Source organism: Pantoea sp. 22096 (assembly GCF_052045955.1).
Lineage (GTDB): Bacteria > Pseudomonadota > Gammaproteobacteria > Enterobacterales > Enterobacteriaceae > Pantoea > Pantoea alfalfae.
Map to the genome: position 1 here is coordinate 156,952 of NZ_JBQEPW010000005.1, position 22,758 is coordinate 179,709.

General features: G+C 55.1%; 17 protein-coding genes. 6 read left to right on the forward strand and 11 right to left on the reverse strand.

The genetic code is table 11. From position 1 onward, the window contains the following. The first annotated feature begins 81 nt into the window (after nucleotides 1–81). The 6 genes from lptD to apaH are packed head-to-tail and all read left to right on the forward strand — an operon-like array spanning nucleotide 82 to nucleotide 6,895. The gene (lptD, locus tag ACTJKZ_RS16815; RefSeq protein WP_161731660.1) at nucleotides 82–2,457 is read left to right on the forward strand and encodes an LPS assembly protein LptD; all 2,376 of its coding nucleotides are present in this window, start codon (nucleotides 82–84) and stop codon (nucleotides 2,455–2,457) included. A 54-nt stretch (nucleotides 2,458–2,511) separates the two neighbouring features. Next, entirely contained in the window at nucleotides 2,512–3,807 is a 1,296-nt protein-coding gene (gene surA / locus ACTJKZ_RS16820; protein WP_161731662.1) for a peptidylprolyl isomerase SurA, read from the forward strand. Then, complete coding sequence (gene pdxA / locus ACTJKZ_RS16825) at nucleotides 3,797–4,789, forward strand: 4-hydroxythreonine-4-phosphate dehydrogenase PdxA (protein ID WP_161731664.1); 993 nt, start codon at nucleotides 3,797–3,799, stop codon at nucleotides 4,787–4,789. Before surA ends, pdxA begins: the two co-directional genes overlap by 11 nt. Beyond that, entirely contained in the window at nucleotides 4,782–5,603 is an 822-nt protein-coding gene (rsmA, locus tag ACTJKZ_RS16830; protein ID WP_161731666.1) for a 16S rRNA (adenine(1518)-N(6)/adenine(1519)-N(6))-dimethyltransferase RsmA, read from the forward strand. Before pdxA ends, rsmA begins: the two co-directional genes overlap by 8 nt. A 3-nt stretch (nucleotides 5,604–5,606) precedes the next feature. Further along, nucleotides 5,607–5,984: a Co2+/Mg2+ efflux protein ApaG gene (gene apaG / locus ACTJKZ_RS16835; protein ID WP_161731668.1), complete on the forward strand. Its 378-nt coding sequence runs from the start codon at nucleotides 5,607–5,609 to the stop codon at nucleotides 5,982–5,984. Between the two features lie 53 nt (nucleotides 5,985–6,037). Next, nucleotides 6,038–6,895 (forward strand): bis(5'-nucleosyl)-tetraphosphatase (symmetrical) ApaH, encoded by an 858-nt coding sequence (gene apaH / locus ACTJKZ_RS16840; RefSeq protein ID WP_161731670.1) that lies wholly within the window; start codon nucleotides 6,038–6,040, stop codon nucleotides 6,893–6,895. 34 nt (nucleotides 6,896–6,929) lie between these two features. Here the strand turns inward: apaH and ACTJKZ_RS16845 are convergent, their stop codons facing one another. The 11 genes from ACTJKZ_RS16845 to ribF all read right to left on the reverse strand — a co-directional run bounded on the left by ACTJKZ_RS16845 (nucleotide 6,930) and on the right by ribF (nucleotide 22,601). Further along, nucleotides 6,930–8,813, reverse strand: a complete 1,884-nt coding sequence (locus tag ACTJKZ_RS16845) for a PhoX family protein (protein WP_161731672.1) — start codon at nucleotides 8,811–8,813, stop codon at nucleotides 6,930–6,932. 90 nt (nucleotides 8,814–8,903) lie between these two features. Then, on the reverse strand, nucleotides 8,904–9,386 hold the full coding sequence (gene folA / locus ACTJKZ_RS16850; protein WP_161731674.1) for a type 3 dihydrofolate reductase: 483 nt from the start codon (nucleotides 9,384–9,386) through the stop codon (nucleotides 8,904–8,906). Nucleotides 9,387–9,620: 234 nt separating this feature from the next. Next, nucleotides 9,621–10,760 (reverse strand): porin, encoded by a 1,140-nt coding sequence (locus ACTJKZ_RS16855; protein ID WP_161731676.1) that lies wholly within the window; start codon nucleotides 10,758–10,760, stop codon nucleotides 9,621–9,623. Between the two features lie 252 nt (nucleotides 10,761–11,012). Further along, the gene (gene carB / locus ACTJKZ_RS16860) at nucleotides 11,013–14,240 is read right to left on the reverse strand and encodes a carbamoyl-phosphate synthase large subunit (protein WP_161731678.1); all 3,228 of its coding nucleotides are present in this window, start codon (nucleotides 14,238–14,240) and stop codon (nucleotides 11,013–11,015) included. Nucleotides 14,241–14,254: 14 nt separating this feature from the next. Continuing rightward, nucleotides 14,255–15,403 carry a glutamine-hydrolyzing carbamoyl-phosphate synthase small subunit gene (gene carA, locus ACTJKZ_RS16865; RefSeq protein ID WP_161731680.1) on the reverse strand — a complete coding sequence of 383 codons (1,149 nt, stop codon included), beginning with the start codon at nucleotides 15,401–15,403 and terminating at the stop codon, nucleotides 14,255–14,257. A gap of 469 nt (nucleotides 15,404–15,872) precedes the next feature. Continuing rightward, nucleotides 15,873–16,688, reverse strand: coding sequence for a 4-hydroxy-tetrahydrodipicolinate reductase (gene dapB, locus ACTJKZ_RS16870; protein WP_285086477.1), 816 nt, complete (start codon nucleotides 16,686–16,688; stop codon nucleotides 15,873–15,875). A 223-nt stretch (nucleotides 16,689–16,911) separates the two neighbouring features. Next, the gene (ispH, locus tag ACTJKZ_RS16875; protein WP_003854823.1) at nucleotides 16,912–17,865 is read right to left on the reverse strand and encodes a 4-hydroxy-3-methylbut-2-enyl diphosphate reductase; all 954 of its coding nucleotides are present in this window, start codon (nucleotides 17,863–17,865) and stop codon (nucleotides 16,912–16,914) included. Then, a complete protein-coding gene (fkpB, locus tag ACTJKZ_RS16880; RefSeq protein WP_161731685.1) occupies nucleotides 17,846–18,316 on the reverse strand; it encodes an FKBP-type peptidyl-prolyl cis-trans isomerase in 471 nt (156 codons plus the stop codon). Before fkpB ends, ispH begins: the two co-directional genes overlap by 20 nt. A 3-nt stretch (nucleotides 18,317–18,319) precedes the next feature. Continuing rightward, nucleotides 18,320–18,826 carry a signal peptidase II gene (gene lspA / locus ACTJKZ_RS16885; protein ID WP_003854827.1) on the reverse strand — a complete coding sequence of 169 codons (507 nt, stop codon included), beginning with the start codon at nucleotides 18,824–18,826 and terminating at the stop codon, nucleotides 18,320–18,322. Continuing rightward, a complete protein-coding gene (ileS, locus tag ACTJKZ_RS16890; protein ID WP_161731687.1) occupies nucleotides 18,826–21,642 on the reverse strand; it encodes an isoleucine--tRNA ligase in 2,817 nt (938 codons plus the stop codon). Before ileS ends, lspA begins: the two co-directional genes overlap by 1 nt. 29 nt (nucleotides 21,643–21,671) lie before the next feature. After that, the gene (ribF, locus tag ACTJKZ_RS16895; protein ID WP_013356724.1) at nucleotides 21,672–22,601 is read right to left on the reverse strand and encodes a bifunctional riboflavin kinase/FAD synthetase; all 930 of its coding nucleotides are present in this window, start codon (nucleotides 22,599–22,601) and stop codon (nucleotides 21,672–21,674) included. Nucleotides 22,602–22,758: the final 157 nt, after the last annotated feature.

Below are 22,758 nucleotides of genomic sequence, written 5' to 3' on the forward strand. Positions count from 1 at the left end.
GGCACAACGCCGGGCAGTAAGTTAGTCTCTGACCCGATTGTCGGCATGATGCCAGTTTTCATGGAATTCTCGATACCGCGTATGAAAAAACATATACCTACCCTGCTGGCCACACTGATCGGCGCAGCCATTAGCCAGCAAGCCTTTGCCGACGATTTGATGTCGCAGTGTATGTTAGGCGTGCCGAGTTATAACCGCCCGCTGGTGAACGGTAATACGAACCAGCTGCCTGTCACCATTCACTCTGATGCCGCGAAAGGGAACTATCCCGATGATGCGGTCTTCACCGGCAATGTAAACATTGAGCAGGGCAACAGCCGTATGCAGGCGGATGAAGTTCAGCTTCATCAGCGTCAGCAGGAAGGCCAGACCGCGCCAGTGCGTACCGTCGATGCCCTGGGTAATGTGCACTACGATGACAATCAGGTCATCCTGAAAGGTCCGAAAGCCTGGTCAAACCTCAACAGCAAAGATACCAACGTCTGGAATGGCCAATACCAGATGGTGGATCGTCAGGGACGCGGGACTGCAGACCAGATGAAGCTGCGCGGCGATAACCGCTATACCATCCTGGAAAACGGTACATTTACGTCCTGTCTGCCTGGCTCCAACAGCTGGAGCGTAGTGGGTTCAGAAGTGATCCAGGATCGCGAAGAGGAAGTGGCGGAGATCTGGAACGCCCGCTTTAAGCTCGGTTCCGTTCCGGTGTTCTACAGCCCCTATCTGCAGTTACCGATTGGCGATCGTCGCCGGTCCGGTTTCCTGATCCCGAACGCAAAATATGGCAGCAATAATGGCTTCGAGTTCATTCTGCCCTATTACTGGAACATCGCGCCGCAGGCCGATGCGACCATCACGCCGCACTACATCAGTAAGCGCGGCATGAAGTTTGAAAATGAATTCCGTTATCTGACCACGCTGGGTGCCGGTCTGATGGAATTTGACTACCTCGGCTCCGATAAACAGTATGACAACGACAAAGCGCTGCGCGGCATCGCCGACGATGACAGCTCCGATCGCTGGCTGTTCTACTGGCGTCATGCGGGTGTTTATGACCAGCACTGGCGTTTCAACGCGGACTACACTAAGGTCAGCGACAAATATTACTTCAATGATCTCGACTCGAAGTACTACAGCTCGACTGATAACTACGCCACGCAGAAATTCAGCATAGGCTATGCCGACACTAACTGGGACGCGACGCTCTCCACTAAAGATTTCCAGGTATTCGGCAATAGCAGCAGCGATAACGTTTACCGCGCGATGCCGCAGCTGGACGTTAATCTCTATCAGAACGATATTGGCCCGTTTGATGGCCGGATCTATGCTCAGGCGGTGAAATTTACCAACGTCAGCGATCACTACCCTGAAGCAACCCGTTTGCACATTGAGCCGACGCTGAACCTGCCGCTGTCAAACGGCTGGGCCAGTCTGGATACCGAAGCGAAGTTCCTGGCGACCCACTATCAGCAGACTGACGTTGATTACTATAATAATGCGGCCAATGGCCTCAGGGGTGATCAGAGCGGCGAGCTGGATGAGTCGGTCAACCGTACCCTGCCGCAGTTTAAAGTGGATGGACGGCTGGTGTTTGACCGCGATATGAACTCGGCTGCGGGCTATACCCAGACGCTGGAACCGCGCGTACAGTACCTCTATATCCCGTACCGCAATCAAAGCAATATCTATCCCTACGACTCAACATTGCTGCAAACCGACTACACCGGTCTGTTCCGCGACCGTACTTATAGCGGGCTGGATCGCATCGCGTCAGCCAATGAAGTGGCTACCGGTGTCACCTCGCGTATTTATGATACCGATCTGGTTGAACGTTTTAACGTTTCTGTGGGTCAAATCTACTCGTTTACCCCTTCTCGTACTGGTGTGAATCAAACCAGTAAAGAAGATGATACCGGCAGCCTGATTTGGGCTGGTGATACATACTGGAAAATCAGCGATCGCTGGGGCGTCAGAGGTGGGCTGCAATATGACACCAAACTCGACAACGTCTCCCAGGGCAATACCGTACTGGAATACCGTCGTGATGCCGACCGTATGGTGCAACTGAGCTACCGTTACAGCAGCCCGGAATATGTGGCAACGGCGCTGAACAACAGTGCGCTGGTGACAAATCCTATCTTTAAAAACGGGATTTCACAGGTGGGCACTACGGCCAGCTGGCCGATTGCGGATGCATGGTCCGTGGTAGGCGCTTACTACTACGATACTCGCAACACGCGTCCGGCGTCGCAGCTGGTTGGACTGCAATACAGTTCATGCTGTTACGCGATCCGGGTCGGTTACGAACGCAAAATTAACGGCTGGGAAAACAACGACAGTAAATATGACAACCAAATCTCATTCAACATTGAGCTGCGTGGTCTGAGTTCTAACTATGGCTTAGGCACCAACGATATGCTGCGTCAGGGCATTATCCCTTACCAGCCCGCTTTCTGATGTTGTGATGTTTGACAGGCAATCCCGCAGTGCGGAACCAACAATGGATAAAGTATGAAGAACTGGAGAATGCTGATTCTTGGTGTGGCAATCAGTGCTAACACCGCGTTCGCAGCACCACAAGTCGTTGATAAAGTTGCAGCCGTGGTCAATAACGGCGTGGTTCTTGAGAGTGACGTGGACGGCATGATGGGCACGGTTAAATCTCAGGCCCAGCAGGCAGGTCAGCAGTTGCCGGATGATAAAACGTTGCGCCATCAGATTCTGGAACGTCAGATCATGGACAACATCATTCTGCAGATGGGTGAAAAAGCGGGGATCCAGATCAGCGACGAGCAACTGGACCAGGCGATTCAGAACATCGCTGCGCAGAACAGGATGAGCCTTGATCAGTTGCGCAGTCGTCTGGCTTATGACGGCATGAATTACAGCGTTTATCGTTCTCAGATCCGTAAAGAGATGACCATTGCTGAAGTGCGCAATAACGAAGTGCGTCGTCGCGTCACCATTCTGCCGCAGGAAGTCGATACGCTGGCTAACCAGATCGGTTCTCAGAACAGTCAGGGGACAGAACTGAACGTCAGCCATATTCTGCTGCCGCTGCCGGAAAACCCGACGCAGCAGCAGGTTGATGAGCAGGAAACACTGGCGAAACAGCTGGTTGGCGAACTGAAAAATGGCGCGGACTTCGGCAAGATGGCCGTAACCTACTCTGCTGACTCTCAGGCGCTGAAAGGCGGCAACATGGGCTGGGGCAAAATCGAAGAGTTACCAACCCTGTTTGCGCAGGCGCTGGCGACCGCGAAAAAAGGCGATATCGTCGGACCCGTTCGCTCAGGTGTCGGCTTCCATATCCTGAAAGTGAATGACCTGCGTGGCGAGAGCAAAAATGTCTCTGTCACCGAAGTGCATTCGCGTCACATTCTGCTGAAGCCATCGCCGATTCTCACAGATGAACAGGCACGCGCGCAGCTGGAACAGATCGCGGCTGACATCCGCAGTGGCAAAACCACTTTCGCCGCGGCGGCCAAACAGTACTCTGATGACCCGGGTTCGGCGAACCAGGGCGGCGATCTCGGCTGGACCTCTCCGGAAGTCTTTGATCCGGCGTTTCGTGACGCACTGCTGCGCCTGAAAAAAGGTCAGACGAGTCAGCCAGTTCACTCCTCTTTCGGCTGGCATCTGATTCAGTTGCTGGATACCCGTCAGGTGGATAAAACCGATGCAGCCCAGAAAGAGCGTGCTTACCGTATGCTGTTTAACCGTAAGTTCGCAGAAGAAGCACAGACCTGGATGCAGGAACAACGCGCCAGTGCCTACGTGAAGATTCTGGATGGCAATGCGCAGTAATGCCCGTGTAGTGATCACCCCCGGCGAACCTGCCGGGATTGGTCCCGATCTTACTGTTCAGCTGGCCCAGCAGTCGTGGCCGGTTGAACTGGTAGTCTGCGCCTCACCTGCCCTGTTGCAGCAGCGTGCGGCACAACTCGGTTTGCCGCTGACCCTGCGTCCCTATCAGCCTGGCATGGCAGCATTGCCGCAGCAGGCGGGTACGCTGACTATCCTGCCCATCGAAACGGCAGCGCCAGTCACGCCCGGCGAGCTTTGCGTCGCCAACAGCGACTATGTGCTGGCCACCCTGGCGCGCGCCTGTGACGGTTGTCTCGATGGTGAGTTCACTGCCCTGATTACCGGCCCGGTGCACAAAGGCGTCATCAATGATGCCGGCATCGCCTTTACCGGCCATACCGAATTCTTCGCCGATCGCGCGGGCGGCCATCGTGTCGTGATGATGCTGGCGACAGAAGAGCTGCGCGTCGCACTGGCAACTACCCATCTGCCGCTGAAAGATGTCCCCGCTGCGGTAACCCGCGACTGTCTGCATGAAGTGATTACGATTCTGCATCGTGATCTGCAGCAGAAGTTTGCCATTGCCGAGCCGCATATTTACGTCTGTGGTCTTAATCCTCATGCGGGCGAAAGCGGCCACATGGGTCGGGAAGAGATCGAGACCATCACGCCGGCACTCAATGAACTGCGTCAGCAGGGCATTAACCTGACCGGCCCGCTGCCTGCGGATACCCTTTTTCAGCCTAAATATCTGCAATATGCCGATGCGGTGCTGGCGATGTATCACGACCAGGGCCTGCCGGTACTCAAATTCCAGGGGTTTGGCCGGGCGGTGAATATCACCCTGGGCCTGCCCTTTATCCGGACTTCAGTTGACCATGGCACTGCGCTTGAACTCGCCGGTCTGGGTCAGGCTGAACCGGGCAGCTTCATCACGGCGCTTAACCTCGCCATCACTATGATCAAGAGCAGTAATGAATAATCGCGTCCATCAGGGGCACTATGCCCGTAAACGTTTCGGGCAGAACTTCCTGAACGATCAGTACATTATCGACAGCATTGTCTCCGCCATCCATCCACAGCGCGATGAAGCGCTGGTAGAGATCGGTCCGGGCCTGGGTGCCCTGACCGAACCGGTCGGCGAACGCCTCGATAAATTAACGGTGATAGAGCTGGACCGCGACCTCGCTGCGCGTCTGGAAACGCATCCGTTCCTTGGCCCTAAACTGACTATCTTCCAGCAGGATGCCATGACCTTCGACTTCGCCGCGCTGGCGCAGGAGAGAGGCCAGCCGCTGCGGGTATTTGGTAACCTGCCGTACAATATTTCGACCCCGCTGATGTTCCACCTTTTCAGCTATACTGGTTCGATCAAAGATATGCACTTCATGCTGCAGAAAGAAGTGGTCAATCGTCTGGTCGCCGGTCCGGGTAGTAAGACCTACGGTCGTCTGACGGTGATGGCGCAATATTACTGCCAGGTCATTCCGGTGCTGGAAGTGCCTCCGCACTCTTTTACACCGCCACCGAAAGTAGACTCTGCCGTGGTGCGTCTGGTGCCGTATGCCGAGCCACCATATCCGGTCAGCGATGTGCGTATTCTGAGCCGCATTACCACTGAAGCGTTCGGCCAGCGACGTAAAACGCTGCGCAACAGCCTGAGCCACATGGTGGCTGCCGGTGCGCTGGAAGAGTTATCCATAGATCCAACCCTGCGTGCCGAGAACGTCTCCGTCGCGCAATATTGTCAGCTGGCGAACTGGCTGGCCAATCATCAGGGAAAATCGCAGGAGTAAGTCATGAGTGAAACGGCCCGCGTCTCCGTCCATGTGCAAAGCCAGTACGTCGCCTCACAATCCTCACCGGATGACGATCGCTACGTCTTCGCCTATACCATTACGATACGCAATCTGGGCCGTTCCGCTGTGCAACTGCTGGGACGTTACTGGCTGATTACCAATGGTAACGGCCGCGAAACGGAGGTTCAGGGTGAAGGCGTGGTCGGTGAACAGCCATGTATTGCGCCTGGTAATGAATTTCAGTACACCAGCGGTGCGGTGATCGAAACGCCGATGGGCACCATGCAGGGACATTACGTGATGGTCGACGAACAGGGTGATACCTTCCACGTCGAGATCCCGGTGTTCCGCCTCGCCATTCAGACCCACATTCATTGATTTACACGCTTTTTGCCCGTTAAATCGGGCACCTTCCTGATGGATAAAACGTTATGAGCACATACCTGATTGGCGATGTTCACGGTTGCTACGATGAATTACGTGCGTTGCTGCAACAGGTCGATTTCAATCCTGAGCAGGATACGCTGTGGCTGACCGGCGACCTGGTGGCACGCGGTCCAGGCTCCCTTGACGTCCTGCGCTACGTGAAATCGCTGGGTGACGCGGTACGTCTGGTGCTGGGCAATCACGATTTGCATCTGCTGGCGGTTTACGCCGGGATCAGCCGTAACAAGCCTAAAGATCGCCTGACCCCCCTGCTCGAAGCGGACGATGCAGATGAGCTGATCAACTGGCTACGTCGTCAGCCGCTATTACAGGTTGATGAAGAGAAAAAACTGGTGATGGGCCACGCCGGTATCACACCGCAGTGGGATATCGAAACCGCGAAAAAGTGTGCGCGTGAAGTGGAAGCGGTTCTCGCCAGCGACAGTTATCCGCTGTTCCTGGATGCCATGTATGGCGATATGCCGAACAACTGGAGTGAGGATTTGACCGGCCTGGCGCGTCTGCGCTTTAGCACCAACGCCCTGACGCGCATGCGTTACTGCTTCCCCAACGGTCAGCTGGACATGATCTGCAAAGATGCCCCTGAATCCGCCCTTCCGCCGCTGAAACCCTGGTTTAACATCGAGGGGCCGGTTGCACGTGACTACACCATCGTGTTTGGTCACTGGGCATCACTGGAAGGCAAAGGGACACCAGACGGCATTATCGGTCTGGATACCGGCTGCTGCTGGGGCGGAACGCTGACCCTGCTGCACTGGGAAGATCAGCGTTATGTCGTGCAGCCTTCCAATCGCGAACAAGCGCTGGCCTCCAGCGACAGTCTCGCACCGCCTGCGTTATAACGGCGATGCTGGTCAGTCAGGCCAGCATCCTGTTTTATGCACCGATAATGCCGCCATCTTCGCGGGTGATCATGATCACCGACGAACGTGGACGCGGGCTGTTATTGGGAAAGTGTGAGTCACCCTCTTCACCGGGATGCTGCACATTCACGAACAGCGTTTTGTAGTCGGGCGTGAAGGTAATACCGGTAAGCTCGCACGATTTGGGGCCGACCATAAACCGGCGGATCTCTCCACTGTCAGGATCTCCCACCAGCATCTGATTATTCCCCTGCCCCTGATAATCCTCTTTGTTACTGTACTTGCCGTCGGTCAGGATCCACAAGCGCCCCTGCGCATCAAATCCCAGGCCATCCGGGCTGTTGAAGGTGTTCTCCGCCGTGATGTTAGGTGTGCCGCGATAAACCCCTTCAGGATGTGCTATCGGGTTGCCGCACAAGGCATAGATATCCCACTCAAAGGTCTGTGCAGTAGCATCGCCCTTCTCATCCCAGCGGATAATCTGACCGTAAATATTTTTTGGCCGCGGATTCGCTGCATTGACCGGCATGCCTTCATTCCCGCGCTTGTTGTTGTTGGTCAGCGTGCAGTAGGCACGACCATCGTGTGGGTTAACGGCAATCCACTCGGGCCGGTCCATCCGCGTGGCGTTAACGACATCGGCCGCCGCACGCGCATTGATCAAAACATCTGCCTGGCTATTGAATCCCTTTTCAGCAGTGAGTCCATTTTCGCCCCACTTCAGCGCCAGCCAGCGCCCGGTGCCTTTCAGCGGTGTGCCCTGCGCATCACCGTTGAACTGCGCCACATAGAGCGTGCCCTTATCCAGCAGTCCGTGATTGGCTTTAGCATCATCCGGGATGACCTTGTCGTCGGAGACATATTTATAGATATATTCGCCGCGCTCGTCGTCGCCCATATAAACCACCAGCTGGCCGGTTTTCGCGACCGTCACGGCGGCATTCTCGTGCTTAAAGCGGCCCAGCGCGGTCCGCTTTACCGGCACGGAGTGAGGATCGAAAGGATCGATTTCGACGATCCAGCCGTGACGGTTGAATTCGTTGGGATTCTTAGCGATATCGAAGCGGGGATCAAAGTCAGACCAGTTGCGCTCCGGCTCGGCGGCATTCAGGGTATAGCGCTTCTGCTGTGGGGTCGGGGTAAAGTCGGCCTGATGGGTACCAAAGTAGGTATCGTAGTTCTCTTCACAGGTGAGATAGGTGCCCCACGGCGTTTTGCCGTTGGCGCAGTTACCAAAGGTGCCCAGGACATTCATTCCCTGCGGATCGGCCGCAGTCTGCAGCGCTTTATCCCCTGCGGCCGGACCGGAGAAGCGCATCGGGGTATTGGCGGTAATGCGGCGGTTATAGTCAGAAGGACGTACCACCTGCCAGCGATTGTCCTCACCCCGTTTGACTTCAACGATGGAGATACCGTGCGCCGCCTGCGACTTTTTGACATCTTCCAGGCTGGTCGCTTTACTGCCGCCGTGGGCAAATAGCGTCGGCTCGTTCACGTATTCATTGTTAATCGCCATCACGCCACGCTGGTCATTAATCGCGAAGAAGCTCATCCCATCGTTGTTGTCACCGAACTGCTTTTCCTGATCTTCTGCGCTATTGTTGCCGTGCGGGTCAAACGCGACCGCGCCATTCACCAGCGGATCACCCCAGGAGATCAGCACGTCAGCACGATAGCCCGGTGCGACCACAACCTCATCGGCCGTAGATGCGGCAATCGCCTGAAAGCCCAGCAGTGGGCTGCCGGCAGGCTTTGTCTGCGCCAGTACGTTTCCTGAAAGCGTGAGGCTGCCGCTGAGAAAGCCGGTCAGCCCTATCGCGCCGGAACCGGCAAGAAATTTACGACGATGTGGATCACGAAGGCGGTCAGTGCTTAATGCGGAGAGTTCGGTTTTCATTATTGATTGCTTCCTTTATGACGATCCCAGAAAAGAAGCAATGCTAATGAACAGAGATGACAGCCAGGTTACAGCCAGGCGGAAAGAGGATTAACGGCGACGGTCGAGGATCTCAAAACAGTAGCTGTGAGAGTTCTGCTCATCAGCGTCGTGGAATTCGCTGAAAGTGGACTGCCATTCGTCCGGCTCGTAATCCGGGAACTGCGTATCACCTTCTACTTCCGCATCAATGTGCGTCAGATAAAGACGATCGGCACGCTTCAGCATCTGCTCATAGACGCGGCCACCGCCAATCACCATGATCTCCTCAGCGTCTCCGGCTGCCTGTAACGCCTCATCCAGCGACGTAACCCAGGTCACGCCTTCTGTGGTGCCTGGCTTACTGCTGACAACAATGTTCAGTCGTCCAGGTAACGGACGGCCAATGGATTCAAAGGTCAATCGCCCCATAATCACCGGTTTCTTCAGCGTATTGCACTTGAACCACGCCAGATCTGCAGGCAGGTCCCACGGCATGGCGTTCTCCATTCCAATAATGCGATCTGCTGCTAATGCCGCGATAAGACTAATCATGTTAACCACTCACTGAAAAAAATTGGCGCCATGATACGTAAAGGTGAAACTTTCGTCGATAGGGGGAAAGGTCTATTTGCGTAAAGCTTTTCATGATGCCGTTTTTCGCGGCCTGTGCAGCGTTTTTCACCGCGTAATCGCGTCAGTTTGCCGCAGCGCGCCAGCGACTGGCCTCAGGCTGGCACAAAAAGCGTGCGCAAAAGAAAACGGCTCCCGCAGGAGCCGTCAGGGTTATCAGAAGTCGTAGCGCAGACGCACCAGATTCATATCACCCAGGTTATCGGTGCTGGAGGTAAAGACATGTTCGTAATCAACACGGAAACCGTAGTCGAGGAACAGCGTCACACCCAGACCGTTGTCGATGCGCTGGTAATCACGGCCAGTCGCATACTCGATGCGGTCACCCATGACATAAGGCTGGATGGCTTTCAGACCGTACTGCGCCACCGGGATCTTGTAACCGGCGAAATATTCAATGCCCCACGCATCGCCAGCAAAGTAGTCATGCACATCTTTGCGTTTGGTGGTCATGAAGTTCTGATACCAGCCGCCACCGGCTGACAGCGTCCAGTTGCCTGGTGTCCAGCTCAGTGCGGTGCCGTAGATGTTCTGGTCGTAATCGCGGCTGTCGCCGTTGTTCGGATTACGCATCGCCGCGCGAGTGTAGTTCCACGCCGTGCCCCAGCTCAGATCCTCAGTGATGTGGTAATCCACGCCCAGTGAGCCGCCGCCTTTGCGCTTATAGCGCAGGCCGTTGCCTGGCAGATACTCGTTATCTTCGAACAGATAAGAAGCGTAGATATCCGCGTCGCCGAAGCTGTTTTTGTACTTCAGCTGCTTACGTGAACGGTAAGATCCATCATAGTCGCCGTTGATTCCGTTGCCCGGTGCCTGGCCGATCATGTCGTAATCCCAGATATCCGTTTTGGCGCCCACGGTGTCATAATAGACGCTGTTCTGCTGACCAAAGGTAAGCTGACCCCAGGTTTTACTTTTCAGACCGGTGTAGAGCTGGCGACGCGTGGTGTTATTGGCACCATCGGCATAGTGACGATCCCAGCTGAACACCGCCGGAACGTTAACACCCAGCTCGTAGTAGCTGATCCAGCTCACGTCATCAAACAGGTAATAGTCAGCGCCAAAACGGAAACGGGTGCCACCATCGAAACCGTCGCGCTTGTAGGATTTGTCATCCACGCCGGTCTGATGATTGACCTGAGCACGGATGCTGCCGCCAACATTCAGCGTAAGGCGGCTAAGTGGATCGCCCGCCTGCGGATCCTGTTTCAACAGGGTAATTTCCGCCTGGCTGGCGAAAGGAAGAATAGCCATCAGTGCAGCCACTGCACTCAGAGAAAAAGTACGCATTTTCATTTTTTATTTATGTCCTGATACGCTCCAGTGATGAGCGGCAGGCATAGTACTGGCGAAAAATCCGCACAGGAAGTGTTTATCTTATAAATTTGTGCGAACCGGCGTTATTCGCACCTATAGCTAAAAAATTAAGCCAAATCAGTTACTTTAACGCAAACTCCAGACTCTTCCTGGACCTCAATTTCGGATTATCGCTAGAGAAGTGGCAAAAAAAACGGCTCCCGAAGGAGCCGTTTTTCACATTACATTACCTTACATCGCCTTTATCTGGGCATGCATTTCCTGAACGGAGATAACCTGTTCCGTCGGGTCTGCATTCAGCGCCATCGCGGTGGCGAAGCCGCCGTTCAGCGTGGTGTCGTAATGCACTTTATACTGCAGTGCGCTGCGGCGAATCAGCTTCGAATCTTCAATCGCCTGACGACCCGCCGTTGTATTGACGATGTAGCTATACTCGCCATTCTTCAGGCGGTCCTGAATGTGCGGACGTCCTTCATGCACCTTGTTGACCAGGCGCGGGTTGATGCCCGCTTCGCCCAGCACCACCGCGGTGCCGTGAGTCGCATCCAGTTCGAAACCAAACTTCTGCAGCTTCGCGGCCAGGTCGACGATACGTTTCTTGTCGCCTTCACGCACAGACAGCAGCGCACGGCCTGACTTCTTCATATTGCTCTGGGCACCCAGCATCGCTTTGGAGAACGCCTCAGCGAACGTGCGGCCCACACCCATGACTTCACCAGTTGAGCGCATTTCTGGACCCAGAATCGGGTCAACGCCCTGGAACTTGTTGAACGGCAGCACCACTTCTTTGACCGAGTAGTAAGGCGGGATCACCTCTTCCGTCACGCCCTGCTCTGCCAGTGTTTTACCTGCCATCACGCGCGCAGCCACTTTCGCCAGCGGTACACCGGTCGCTTTAGAAACGAACGGAACGGTACGCGCCGCACGTGGGTTCACTTCGATCAGATAGACTTCGTTGTCTTTCACCGCGAACTGAACGTTCATCAGGCCACGAACGTTCAGCTCAAACGCCAGTTTCTCAACCTGCTGGCGCATCACATTCTGAATCTCCTGATTCAGCGTGTAGGCCGGCAGTGAACAGGCGGAGTCACCGGAGTGAACACCAGCCTGCTCAATGTGTTCCATAATGCCGCCAATCAGCACCCGCTCACCGTCGCAAATCGCATCCACATCCACTTCGACAGCATCATCCAGGAAGCGATCCAGCAGTACCGGCGCATCATTGGAAACCGAGACTGCCGTCTGGAAGTAACGTCTGAGGTCGATCTCGTCGTAGACGATCTCCATGGCACGGCCACCCAGTACATAAGAAGGACGCACCACCAGCGGATAACCCAGGCCAGCCGCTTTCTCGACTGCCTGCTCCAGCGTCGCTACCGTGGCGTTAGCTGGTTGCTTCAGTTTCAGGCGATCAACCGCCTGCTGGAAACGTTCACGGTCTTCCGCACGGTCAATAGAATCCGGGCTGGTGCCGATAACCGGTACGCCTGCGGCTTCCAGCGCACGCGCCAGTTTCAGCGGGGTCTGACCGCCATACTGTACGATGACGCCTTTTGGCTGCTCGATGCGCACAATCTCCAGCACATCTTCCAGCGTGACCGGCTCAAAGTAGAGGCGGTCAGAGGTGTCGTAATCGGTCGAGACCGTTTCCGGGTTACAGTTCACCATAATGGTCTGGTAACCATCTTCACGCAGCGCCAGAGCGGCATGAACGCAGCAGTAGTCGAATTCGATACCCTGACCGATACGGTTTGGCCCCCCCCCCAGAATCATGATTTTTTCACGATCCGGACTCGGGTTGGCTTCGCACTCCTCCTCATAGGTGGAGTACATATAGGCCGTATTCGTCGCGAACTCGGCGGCACAGGTATCCACCCGCTTATAAACCGGATGCAGGTTAAACTGCTGACGCAGCTTGCGGATTTCGCTCTCAGCCACACCTGCCAGCGTCGCCAGCCGCGCATCGGCAAAGCCTTTACGCTTCAGAGTACGCAGGAACGTGGCATCCAGGCTATTCACCCCTTCGCTTGCCACCTGATCTTCCAGCCGTACCAGCTCTTCAATCTGCACCAGGAACCAGCGGTCAATGTTGGTCAGATTGAACACGCCATCTACTGACATACCGGCACGGAATGCATCAGCGATGTACCAGATGCGGTCTGAACCGGCATCTTTCAGCTCGCGGCGGATGCGGGTTAACGCTTCCGGGTCATCAAGGTGCACTTTCGGGTCAAAACCGTTAGCGCCGACTTCCAGGCCGCGCAGCGCTTTCTGCATGGACTCCTGGAAAGTACGGCCAATCGCCATCACTTCACCCACCGATTTCATCTGCGTGGTCAGGCGATCGTTGGCACCGGCAAATTTCTCAAAGTTGAAACGCGGGATCTTGGTGACGACGTAGTCGATTGACGGTTCAAACGAGGCTGGTGTTAAACCGCCAGTGATATCGTTCATCAGCTCGTCGAGGGTGTAGCCGACTGCCAGTTTGGCCGCCACTTTAGCAATCGGGAAGCCAGTCGCTTTTGACGCCAGCGCCGAAGAGCGCGACACGCGTGGGTTCATCTCAATGACAATCAGGCGGCCATCTTTCGGGTTAACCGAGAACTGCACGTTGGAGCCACCGGTCTCAACACCGATTTCACGCAGTACCGCCAGCGAGGCGTTACGCATGATCTGATACTCTTTGTCGGTCAGCGTCTGGGCAGGCGCCACCGTGATGGAGTCACCGGTGTGGATCCCCATCGCATCGAAGTTTTCAATTGAGCAGACGATGATGCAGTTGTCGTTTTTATCGCGCACTACTTCCATCTCATACTCTTTCCAGCCAATCAGCGACTCATCAATCAGCAGCTCATTGGTTGGTGAGAGGTCGAGACCACGTTCGCAAATCTCTTCAAACTCTTCGCGGTTGTAGGCGATGCCGCCACCGGTTCCGCCCATAGTAAATGAGGGACGGATAATGCACGGGAAGCCAACATCTTCTGCCACGGCCAGCGCTTCTTCCATGGTGTGCGCAATGCCGGAGCGCGCGGTATCCAGACCGATGCTTTTCATCGCCACGTCGAAGCGACGACGATCTTCCGCTTTGTCGATCGCATCAGCCGTCGCGCCAATCATCGTGACGCCAAACTCTTCCAGCACGCCATGACGCTCCAGCTCCAGCGCACAGTTCAGCGCTGTCTGTCCGCCCATCGTTGGCAATACCGCATCCGGGCGCTCTTTTTCGATGATTTTGCGCACCACTTCCCAGTGAATCGGCTCAATGTAGGTCGCATCGGCCATTTCCGGGTCGGTCATGATCGTCGCCGGGTTCGAGTTTACCAGAATGACGCGGTAACCCTCTTCACGCAGCGCTTTACACGCCTGCGCACCGGAATAGTCAAATTCGCAGGCCTGGCCGATCACAATCGGACCGGCACCAAGAATCAGGATGGATTTTAGGTCTGTACGTTTTGGCATGTATTAGCTCCTGATTACTTCGCTTGCAGACGGAATGCGTCAATCAATTCAATAAAGTGGTCAAACAGCGGTGCGGCATCACCCGGACCCGGGCTGGCTTCCGGGTGTCCCTGGAAGCTGAATGCAGGCTTATCAGTGCGATGAATGCCCTGCACCGTTTTATCGAACAACGAAATGTGGGTGACACGCAGGTTCGCAGGCAGATTGTTCTCATCGACCGCAAAACCGTGGTTCTGCGCGGTAATCATCACGCGGTTTTTTTCGAGATCTTTCACCGGATGGTTGCCGCCGTGGTGGCCGAGCTTCATCTTCACGGTCTTAGCCCCGCTGGCCAGCGCCAGCAGCTGATGCCCCAGGCAGATACCGAATACCGGAATCTCTGTCTTCAGGAAGGACTGAATCGCGCTGATCGCGTAGTCGCACGGCTCCGGGTCACCGGGACCGTTGGAGAGGAAAATGCCGTCAGGACTCAGCTTCAGAACCTCTTCGGCAGGTGTCTGTGCCGGAACCACGGTCAGACGACAGCCGCGATCGACTAGCATGCGCAGGATGTTGCGCTTAGCGCCGTAATCGTAAGCCACTACATGATAAGGCAGCGACTCCGCAGTAGCCTGCTCTGGCAGACCCGCGTCCAGCGTCCAGCTGCCCTGCTGCCAGCTGTAAGTCTCCGTAGTGCAGACCTCTTTCGCCAGATCCATTCCTTTCAGTCCCGGAAACGCCTGGGCTTTTTGCAGCGCCAGCGCAGCATCCGGATTATCGCCCGCAATGATGCAGCCGTTCTGCGCCCCTTTCTCACGCAGCAGGCGCGTCAGCTTGCGGGTATCAATATCGGCAATCGCCACGATGTTGTTGCGCTGCAGGTAAGCAGATAAGCCCTCTTCGCTACGGAAGTTGCTGGCAATCAGCGGCAGGTCACGAATAACCAGGCCCTGCGCATGAATCTGGCTGGATTCTTCGTCGGCGGCATTAGCACCGACATTACCGATATGGGGATAAGTGAGAGTGACGATTTGGCGGGAATAGGAAGGATCAGTGAGGATTTCTTGATAACCGGTCATTGAAGTGTTGAAAACGACTTCTCCCACTGCCGATCCTGTTGCCCCTATGGCCCGACCGTGGAATTGGGTTCCGTCTTCCAGAACCAGGATTGCTGACTTGATCAAAACATCCTCCAGGGAATAAACAGTCAATATATCTGCATATTAATTCAAAACAGCCGCCTGAATCAATGCAAAAACCGCCTGAATTGTCGATTTTTGGCAAATTGCGCGCATTCTAATGATCGCCCTGGTCATTGTCTACCCTGCAGTGGAATTTTTTCATACTTATCTGCCTTATGAGGAAAAAAACGGGCATGAGCGGCAAAAAGAGGGGAAAACTCGGCTAAATAATCGTTTGCCAGGCAGCCTAAAAACTAAATTAGCGCAACCGCCTCTTTATTTTTGACCAAATGGTCAAAAATAGCATCCAGCCGGGTAATAAAAGGACGTAAATGGATAAAAATAAGCGCCAGAGCAGAATTTTACATCCTAACCCTGGTTTTTAGATAAAATTAAGGGCAATGAAATCATTGCCCCTTTTCAATCAAGTTATTAACGATTGAAATAACCACATCACGATGGTTCACAACACTTACAACATCGACAAATCCAGCACATCGCGCATATCGTAAAGCCCTGATTTCTTATCTTTCAACCATAAAGCCGACTTAACTGCGCCATTTGCAAAGGTCATACGGCTCGAAGCCTTGTGTGTAATCTCTACCCGCTCGCCAACATCTGCAAACATCGCCGTATGCTCACCGACGATGTCACCTGCGCGCACCGTCGCAAAACCGATGGTCTGTGGCTGGCGTTCACCCGTATGGCCTTCACGTGTATAGACTGCATGCTCATCCAGTTTCCACTGCATCGCGTCGGCTATTGCCTCCCCCATCGCCAGCGCGGTGCCAGACGGCGCATCCACTTTATGACGGTGGTGCGCTTCAACGATCTCAATGTCCGCATACTCGCCCATCACTTTAGCGGCCTTCTCCAGCAGCTTCAGCACCAGGTTAACCCCCACACTGAAGTTAGCGGCGAACACGATGGCGATATCTTCCGCCGCCGCACGAATGGCCGCTTTGCCTGCCTCATCAAAACCGGTGGTGCCAATGACCATCGCTTTACCCTGCTCACGGCAGATCGCCATATACTCCAGCGTGCCTTCCGGCCGGGTGAAGTCGATCAACACATCAAAGTCGTTAATCACCGCGCGTAAATCGTCTGCGATGAGGATGCCATTCTTCCCGATGCCTGCTAATTCACCAGCGTCGCTGCCCGTCAGCGATGAACCCGGGCGTACCAGTGCTGCACCCAGTTCTACGCCCTCTGCCTGCTGTGTCGCCTGAATCAGATTACGGCCCATTCGGCCCGGCGCGCCCACAATAGCAATCCGGATAGTGTTCATATTTATTCATTCCTAAAGCAAATCTATGCATACAAAGCGTCATCAGGTTAACGACGAGTTAACAGTCACGCCACTATTAATCCGTGATAATAAGAATTTTATGCCAGCCGCCTGTGATTATCAGTAAAAGCAATTACGCCCGCAAAAAACAGTCTTTTCTGTCTGACCAAAAAAACAAAAAAGGCCGAACAGAGTCGGCCTTTTTAGCAGGTAAATCAGAACGCTACTGCACGTTGCGTACGTCGACACGTAGCTCTTTTGGCACTTCGAAGACGATATTCTCTTCACGACCAATCAGCTCAATCGCCGCTTCGCCACCCAGCTCACGCAGTCGCTGGATCACCTGCTGCACCAGAATATCGGGGGCTGAGGCACCCGCGGTTACACCAATACAGGCTACGCCTTTTACCCACTCTTCCTGAATATCATCCGCAGAGTCGATCAGCTTCGCCAGCTTACCGGCACGCTGTGCCAGTTCGGCCAGGCGGTTGGAGTTCGAGGAGTTCTTCGACCCTACCACCAGCACCACTTCCGCATCTTTCGCCAGCGTACGAACGGCTTCCTGACGGTTGGTGGTGGCGTAGCAGATATCATCTTTACGCGGCCCGATAATCGCCGGGAAGCGCTGGCGCAAAGCATCAATGATGTCAGAGGTGTCATCCACCGACAGCGTGGTCTGCGTCATGAAGCTCAGATTGTTTTCGTCTTTGACGGTCAGTCTGAAGACATCTTCCGGTGACTCCACCAGATACATGCCGCCATTAGGGTTGTTGTACTGCCCCATGGTGCCTTCGACTTCCGGATGCCCCGCATGACCAATCAGTATTGCCTCAACGCCTTTACGGCTGGCGCGTGCCACTTCCATATGCACCTTGGTCACCAGCGGACAGGTGGCGTCGAACAGCATAGTCAGATTGCGCGCTTTAGCTTCGGCACGCACTGCCTGAGAAACACCGTGCGCGGAGAAGATCAGAATCGCGTTATCCGGCACTTCACTGATCTCTTCAATGAAGATGGCACCGCGCTCACGCAGGCTGTTTACCACATAACGGTTATGCACCACTTCGTGACGGACGTAGATGGGCGCGCCATACATCTCCAGCGCGCGCTCAACAATACTGATGGCACGATCAACGCCAGCGCAGAAGCCGCGCGGATTAGCTAACAGGATTTGCATCGTTGGCCTCCAGTGCGGGATCGATTTCCAGCACCTCTACATCAAACTGAATACGACGACCTGCCAGCGGATGGTTGAAATCCACAGTGATAGAGTCACCGGAGATTTCACGGATCACGCCAGGCATTTCACTGCCGCCCATGCCGCTGAACAGCATGATGGCTCCCACTTCCGGCTCACCCGCATCGATAAAGTCCCGACGCGAGAAATACTGGATCAGGTCAGGGCTGACGCCGCCAAAGGCGTCGTCCGGTTCCAGGGTAAACTGTTTAGTTTCACCCGCTTTCAGCCCCAGCAGTGCCTGCTCAAGTGCTGCAGAGAGGCTGCCATCACCGAGACGGAACAGCGCGGGCTTGCCGTTTGCACGGGTCGATTCCGCCGTCGAGCCATCTTCCAGCTTCAGCGTAAAATGCACCAACACCGCGCTTTCGCGCTGTACGCACTCAGTCATCACTTACCCTTTCTGTTTAGCCTGTTTGCCGTTCGGGCTGAAAAAGCCCTCCAGCACCACCAATGCCGCACCGATACAGATGCCGCAGTCAGCGATATTAAATGTAGCGAAGTGCCAGTTACCGACATAGAAATCGATAAAATCGACCACAAAGCCATGGTATGAGCGATCGAACAAATTGCCTATCGCGCCGCCGATGATCAGAGCATAGGCGATGTTAGCCATCTTCTGGCTGGCGTGATTGCGGTACATCATCACCACCAGCGAGATCACGATAGCCAGCGCAATACCGGCAAAGAACCAGCGCTGCCAGCCGCCTTTGTCCGCCAGGAAACTGAACGCCGCGCCATAGTTGTGCGCGTAGAACAGATTCAGATAAGGCATCAGCGGCTGGGTTTCATGCAGCATCATGTTGTTCATCACCCACTGCTTACTGGCGAAGTCGACAACAATCACCACCAGCACCAGCCACAGCCAGCGCAATCCGGTTGATAAAATAGGTTTACGCATCAGGCAAATTCACGCTGTTCGCCGTCACCGGCTACGTTAGTGTAACAACGACCACAGACCTCAGCATGCTCAGGATTCTGTCCGACGTCGGTAGTGTAATGCCAGCAGCGCTGACATTTCTCGCCTTCCGCCTTGTGCAGCGCGATTTTCAGACCTTTCAGCAGCTCACTCTGCTGCGCTTCGTCATTCGCCAGTGCGTAATCCGCTACCTGTGCGCCAGAGGTCAGCAGCACAAAACGCAGCTCATTGCCCAGCGCCTGCAGCTTAGCAGCCAGTTCCGGATCGGCATAGAGCGTCACCGTCGCTTCCAGTGCGCCACCGATACGTTTATCCGCACGCGCCTGCTCGATCACCTTGTTCACTTCGCCACGCACTTTCAGCAGCTCAGCCCAGTAGGCGTCATTCAGCGCTTCATCTTCTGCCAGGCCAAACAGACCCTGATACCACTCTTCGGTGAAGACATACTGTGCACGTTCGCCTGGCAGGTAGCCCCAGATCTCATCCGCTGTAAAGGACATGATCGGTGCCATCCAGCGTACCAGCGCTTCGACGATATGCCACAGCGCGGTCTGACAGCTGCGACGCGCCAGGCCATCGCCTTTCGCGGTGTACTGACGATCCTTGATGATGTCGAGATAGAAGCTGCCCATCTCAATTGAGCAGAACTGCATCAGACGCTGGATCACTTCGTGGAAATCGTAGTTCTCGTAAGAGGCAACGATATCGGCCTGTGCCGCCTGTGCGCGACCCACTGCCCAGCGATCCACCACCACCATCTCTTCCGGTTTCACCAGATCGGTGGCCGGGTTGAAGCCGCTGAGGTTAGCCAGCAGGAAACGCGCGGTGTTACGGATACGACGATAGGCATCGGCAGAGCGCTTCAGGATCTCATCGGAGACCGCCATTTCACCCGAGTAGTCGGTTGAGGCCACCCACAGACGCAGAATATCGGCGCCCAGTTTGTTCATCACATCCTGCGGTGCAACGGTGTTGCCGATCGACTTCGACATCTTGCGGCCCTGACCATCCACGGTGAAACCGTGCGTCAGTACCTGACGATAAGGCGCTTTGCCCTTCATCGCCGTGGAGATCATCAGCGAGGACATAAACCAGCCGCGATGCTGATCGGAGCCTTCCAGATAGAGATCAGGCGCATGTCCGCCAAATTCAGGACGCGCATCCACCACGGAGTAGCTGGTAGAACCGGAGTCAAACCAGACATCCAGCGTATCCGGCACTTTAACGTAATGATCGGCATCGTCGCCCATCAGTTCGCGCGGGTCGAGATCCCACCAGGCCTGAATCCCATCCTGCTCAACGCGCTGCGCCACTTTCTCCATCAGCGCCAGCGTGTCCGGGTGCAGCTCTTCGCTCTCTTTATGAACGAACAGCGCCATTGGGACGCCCCACGTACGCTGACGGGAGATACACCAGTCAGGACGGTTCGCTACCATCGATTCGATACGCGCCTGGCCCCAGTCCGGGATCCACTGTACGCCTTTGATCTCTTTCAGCGACTGCGCACGCAGTCCTTTCTGATCCATGCTGATGAACCATTGCGGCGTGGCGCGGAAGATGATCGGCGTTTTATGGCGCCAGCAGTGCGGGTAGCTGTGCAGCAGTTTCTCAACGTGCAGCAGCGCGCCCTTCTCTTTCAGCAGCTCAACGATCATGTCGTTGGCTTTAAAAACGTTAATCCCATCCAGCGTCGGATATGTGCCTGGCAGATAAGTGCCATCCGGTCCGACCGGATTCGCCGTTTCGATGCCATATTTCTGACCGATGACATAGTCATCCGGACCGTGGCCTGGAGCGGTGTGAACTGCACCAGTACCCGCGTCCAGCGTCACGTGATCGCCCAGCACCACCAGCGACGCCAGCGCCAGGAACGGATGCTGGAATTTCTGCAGCTCCAGCGCAGCGCCCTGACATTCGCCCAGTACCTGCCATTCGCTGACACCGGCGCGCTTCATGACGCTCTCAACCAGCTCTTTCGCCAGGATCAGGGCACGGCCCTCGATCTGGATCAACTGGTACTCAAATTCAGGATGCAGAGAGATGGCGCGGTTAGCCGGTAATGTCCACGGCGTCGTTGTCCAGATCACCAGTGAGATTGGGCCATTGACCTGTGCTACGCCAAATGCCTGACGCACCGCGTCGGCATCGATGGCGTTGAACATCACATCAATTGACGGTGACGTTTTGTCGTAATACTCCACTTCGGCTTCTGCTAAGGCCGAACGGCAATCCAGGCACCAGTGCACTGGCTTCGCGCCTTTATGCAGGTGGCCGTTGCCGATGATTTTACCCAGCGCACGGATGATGTTGGCTTCGGTGCCGAAATCCATGGTCAGGTAAGGACGATCCCAGTCGCCCAGCACGCCCAGACGGATAAAGTCGGCCTTCTGGCCTTCAACCTGTTCAGCAGCGTACTTGCGGCACGCGGCACGGAATTCAGCGGCGGTGACTTTCTCGCCTGGCTTGCCGATCATCTGCTCAACTTTGTGTTCGATTGGCAGACCGTGACAGTCCCAGCCCGGCACATACGGCGAGTCATAACCCGCCATGCCTTTCGACTTAACGATAATGTCTTTCAGAATCTTGTTAACAGAGTGACCAATATGAATGCTGCCGTTCGCATACGGAGGGCCATCATGCAGGATAAAGGTTTTTTTCCCTTTTTTGGCTTCGCGGATGATGCCGTACAGGTTGTCGGCATACCAGCGTTGCAACATTCCCGGTTCGCGTTTGGCCAGATCGCCACGCATCGGGAATCCCGTTTCCGGCAAATTCAGGGTAGATTTATAGTCACTCATCAGATTCTCGATTCCGTTTTTCGCTCAGGTTAAAGCAGCCCAAAGAACTGCCGGGCCGTTACCACATCGTTCGCAATTTGTTCTTTCAACGCCTCCAGTGAGGCAAAGCGCTGCTCGTTTCGTATTTTCTGTTTCAGCACCACATCAATGTGACGACCATAGAGATCCATATTGATGTCGAGCAGGTGAACTTCAAGCTGCTGGCGTAAACCTTTTACGGTCGGGCGAGTGCCGATATTGGCAACACCCGGCAGTGGCTCAGGCGTCAGACCCTGTACCTCCACCGCATAGACCCCTTTCACCGGTGAGACGCTGCGGCGTAAAGGAAGGTTCGCAGTGGGGAAACCCAGCGTGCGTCCCAGTGCATCACCGTGCACGACGCGGCCGGAAATGGTGAATGGATGACCTAACAGCGACTGCGCCAGCGCTAAATCATCTGCGGCCAGCGCCTGACGCACGGCGGTGCTGCTGATTCGCTTCCCGCCGTCACAGAAGGTTTCGGTGCTCACGACCTCAAAACCATACTCCGCACCGGCTTTCTGTAATAACAGGAAATCCCCCTGGCGACCAGCGCCGAAGCGGAAATCATCGCCTACTGCGAGGTACTTTACGTCCAGCTTGTCCACCAGCAGGTCACTGATAAAACGCTGGGCGGACAGGGCTGCGAAGCGACGGTCGAACCGCACACACAGCACTTTATCGACGCCGGCTTCAGCCATATAGCGCAGTTTTTCACGCAGGCGCGTCAGGCGTGCCGGGGCTTTATCACCGGCAAACAGCTCCAGCGGCTGTGGCTCAAACACCATGACCACGACCGGCAGATTACGCTTACGCCCCTCTTCACACAGCCGGGACATCAGCGCCTGATGCCCGCGGTGCACACCATCGAAATTACCAATGGTCAGAACGCAGCCGCGATGCTGCTCGTTAAGATTATGAATACCGCGGATAAACTTCATGGCTGGCCCAAACCGGTGGAAATCGGCGGATTATACCCTTGAAAGCGACTCAGGTTAACCCGTCAGCACGCCTTTCATGCTTTAGGTGCTGCATTTCCTGTTGCAGATGCGCATGTTAAGAATTTTGTCGCGAAATACTGTATTCAGCGAGGGGAAG